Origin of the sequence: Nitrosomonas sp. Nm33, from assembly GCF_900107265.1 — a bacterium.
Taxonomy (GTDB): Bacteria; Pseudomonadota; Gammaproteobacteria; order Burkholderiales; family Nitrosomonadaceae; genus Nitrosomonas.
Window position 1 is genome coordinate 1 of the sequence record NZ_FNPJ01000132.1, and the last position, 3,239, is coordinate 3,239.

A 3,239-nucleotide genomic window follows, 5' to 3' on the forward strand; every position below is an offset into this window, starting at 1 on the left:
GCACTCCAAGCCGGGAACTCGCGGGGTAGTTGCCGCCATTGACAACCTGTTTTTAAAACATACAAAATTGCATTTACTACCTGGCGTAGACTTACCTCTCTCGGCCTTCCTACTGCTGATACCGGTAGGTGGGGTTTCAAGTAATACCACGCTCCAGAGCTTAGGTTGCTCGGATAACGCTTCTTCCGTTTTTTGGTTGATTCATAAAATGGTGAATGTTAACAAACAGCAAAAATCGCTACATCAGCTAGCTCTCAGAACTTCCAAACAGTTTCTTAGGCATGTCATTCTAGAAAATGTCAGAATATTGACTCGATTAACGTTATAGAGGTAGTACTGGCATTTTTTGAGTTACAAGACGTAACCCCTTTCCGGATTTATTTCCGGAATGAGTGCTTCGGGCAATTAAAGCAGTCACGCCTGGTTAAGCAAAGAAAGTAGAAATTGCATCTGAAATATTTTTGATCACCCGTTTCACTAAGTTTCTATAACTCGTCCATATCTATATTTTGGAAAATGAGCAGCTTACACTGAGTGTATATCATTTAAGAATGGAAATAAGGTAATCAGATGCACGGACCCTTCGAAGAGTTGGCATTTCTATTGTTTACCACAAGTATTATTGGGGTGATGGCTGTTCATTTTCGACAGCCGGTGCTCGTTGTCTATATTATGGCAGGTATTATTGCAGGGCCAGCTGGCTTCGAGTTAGTTGGAGCGCATAACCAAATTGATCTTCTGGCTCAAATTGGTATAGCTATTTTGCTTTTTCTAGTTGGACTGAAACTGGATTTGCAGCATGTACGCCATATCGGTCCCATTGCTCTTGCTGTAGGAACAGCACAGCTAGTTATTACTACGCTATTAGGTTTTCTATTGATTATCCTGCTTGGTAAGAACTGGCAGGCCGCTGTTTATATAGCGATCGCACTTTCTTTCTCCAGTACAATCATTATTGTCAAGCTGTTAACCGATGACCGAGAGATTGATTCTCTGCATGGACGTATCGCGATCGGCATTTTGATAGTGCAGGATATTGCTGCAATTCTGGCCATGATGAGTGTAAGTGCATTAGGGAATGATACAGAAGCAAGCGATTTGAGTGGATGGATAGATGTTGCTTTGTTTCTTATTTTACGTATCGGCTTAGTTTCGCTGCTTTTATTTGTGACTATCTGGTATGTCATGCCACCATTAATAAGACTCGTAGCTCGGTCGCAAGAAATGTTGCTAATCTTTGCCATTGCCTGGGGGACGGCACTTGCAGCTATGGGTGAATGGGCCGGTTTTTCAAAGGAGGCAGGCGCATTCGTGGCAGGTTTTTCCCTGGCCTCTACTTATTTTCGTGATGCGATTTATGCCCGCCTAACGGGGATTCGCGATTTCCTATTGCTTTTCTTTTTCATTGATTTAGGTGCAAAGCTCGATTTTTCTACATTAAGTGGAGAGCTGTGGCCTGCTGCTGTGTTATCTGTGTTCGTACTGATTGGTAAGCCGATCATCGTGATGATCATCATGGGATATATGGGATACCGCAAACGAACCAGTTTTCAAACAGGCCTGACGATGGCTCAGATAAGTGAGTTTTCAATCATCTTTATAGCCATGGGTATCATTCTCGGCTATCTGGAACAGGATATGCTCGGCCTAGTTACGTTGGTAGGTATTGTCACGATTACATTCTCCGCTTATATGATTATGAATTCACAGCGTCTATATGAGTTTCTTGCAATTCTCCTGGGTATTTTCGAGCGAACTCGGCCCTATCGAGAAATTTCAATTGAGCGGCAACGTTCAATGGTAGATAACACCAAGATCATTATTTTTGGATTGGGGCGATATGGAGCTAGAGTGCTGACACAACTGCATAACCATGGTGTTGGAGTGCTAGGAGTCGATTTCGATCCTGAAGCCATAAGAACACTGAGGCATCGGAATCTGCCTGTACGCTACGGAGATGCGGAAGATCCTGCCTTTCTCAGTTCATTACCATTTGCAAGCGTTGAATGGATTGTTACGACCATTCCAGAATGGAGTGCTAATCGGGCATTACTTCACGCACTCAAAGAAGCAGGATTTAAAGGGCGTATCGTTGGCTTGGCTCGGGATGATGAGCGTGCCTTGGCTTTACAGCAGGCGGGTGTAACGAGGGTAGTCAATATTTTTCAGGAAGCGGCAGATCATGCAGTCGATTATCTTGTGCAGGAAATTGAAGATCAGGAGAAAATATCATGACCACATCCGGATTTGCCTGTTTTAGAGCAATTTACCTGCAGAATTGCTGCTACATCCTGGCGGTAACACTTGATTGAGTGGGCAATAAGGGATTATTAATATCCACTTCAATCGGTCTCATTTCATCCCTCAGCTTTTAGTATTTTATTAATTCAGAGCAGAAATTCATAATTATTCTTATTTAATCAGATATCAACCAAAAAGTAGAAGTAGATGGATCAAAATGATTACCTGCTTACTTTAAAAAGTAATTTCCTAAAATAGGAGGTGCTTATTTAACGTTTTTTTTGCCATTTTCCTGTGAGCAGCAGCCATCTCTCTATTTCGCTCTGCTGCTTTTTTATATTTGTTAAATAAGGCCTCATGATGGGACTGGAAAATCTGGCCCTCTCGACCATAGTAATAGCTATGAAGATCATATTCATCAAGCAGCTTTTTTTGCTCATCCGCTTTTGCATTCATTTCTTTAGCTTCTTTTTCATAGTATTCAGCCATTTTTTTATGATCTGGGGGAGTGTTTGTTTTCGTCTCGGTATTAACTGGGCTGAGCGACTCAGAGGTTACAGGAGCGATGGAAGCCAGAAAAACAAGAATGAGCAGGCTTATGAAGAATGTCTTTGTTTGCACGATGAGTCTTCTTAGATAGATAAATAAAAGGAATCTCGCTGTTATTAACAAATATTAACAAACATTCAACATGTTTAAATTATTTTTATCCAAGCAGCAGTGAGATACATAGAGCATTCTATCGGTTTTTCAGAATGTGTAAGGTCTTCATAATTCTTGATTTCTTAGTTGGGCTAAATTGAATGTATGAAATCAGTACGGCTGGCGCCGCCGGGAGCATGTGCTGACACCAAGAAATGCCTACAAATTAAGCTTTATGTCTGATAGTGTGACTAATCGTAGTGATGTGGCTCCCTGTAACTGGACAACCTGAAAGAAAGTTAAGCTCTGACATATAAAGTTAATCAGGTTCAGGCAACCCGATTGATTCTTTGGTG

At 41.6% G+C, this 3,239-nt stretch carries 3 protein-coding genes; 1 reads left to right on the forward strand and 2 read right to left on the reverse strand.

Annotated elements, in window-relative coordinates; all coding sequences use genetic code 11:
- A partial coding sequence (locus tag BLV54_RS14820; protein WP_218132435.1) for a transposase occupies window positions 1-140 on the reverse strand: 140 nt, incomplete at its 3' end.
- A gap of 430 nt (window positions 141-570) precedes the next feature.
- On the opposite strand from BLV54_RS14820, the gene BLV54_RS14825 reads away from it, so the two are divergent.
- Window positions 571-2,235 (forward strand): cation:proton antiporter, encoded by a 1,665-nt coding sequence (locus tag BLV54_RS14825; RefSeq protein WP_090572365.1) that lies wholly within the window; start codon window positions 571-573, stop codon window positions 2,233-2,235.
- A 255-nt stretch (window positions 2,236-2,490) separates the two neighbouring features.
- Here the strand turns inward: BLV54_RS14825 and BLV54_RS14830 are convergent, their stop codons facing one another.
- Window positions 2,491-2,862 (reverse strand): hypothetical protein, encoded by a 372-nt coding sequence (locus BLV54_RS14830; protein WP_090572366.1) that lies wholly within the window; start codon window positions 2,860-2,862, stop codon window positions 2,491-2,493.
- Window positions 2,863-3,239: the final 377 nt, after the last annotated feature.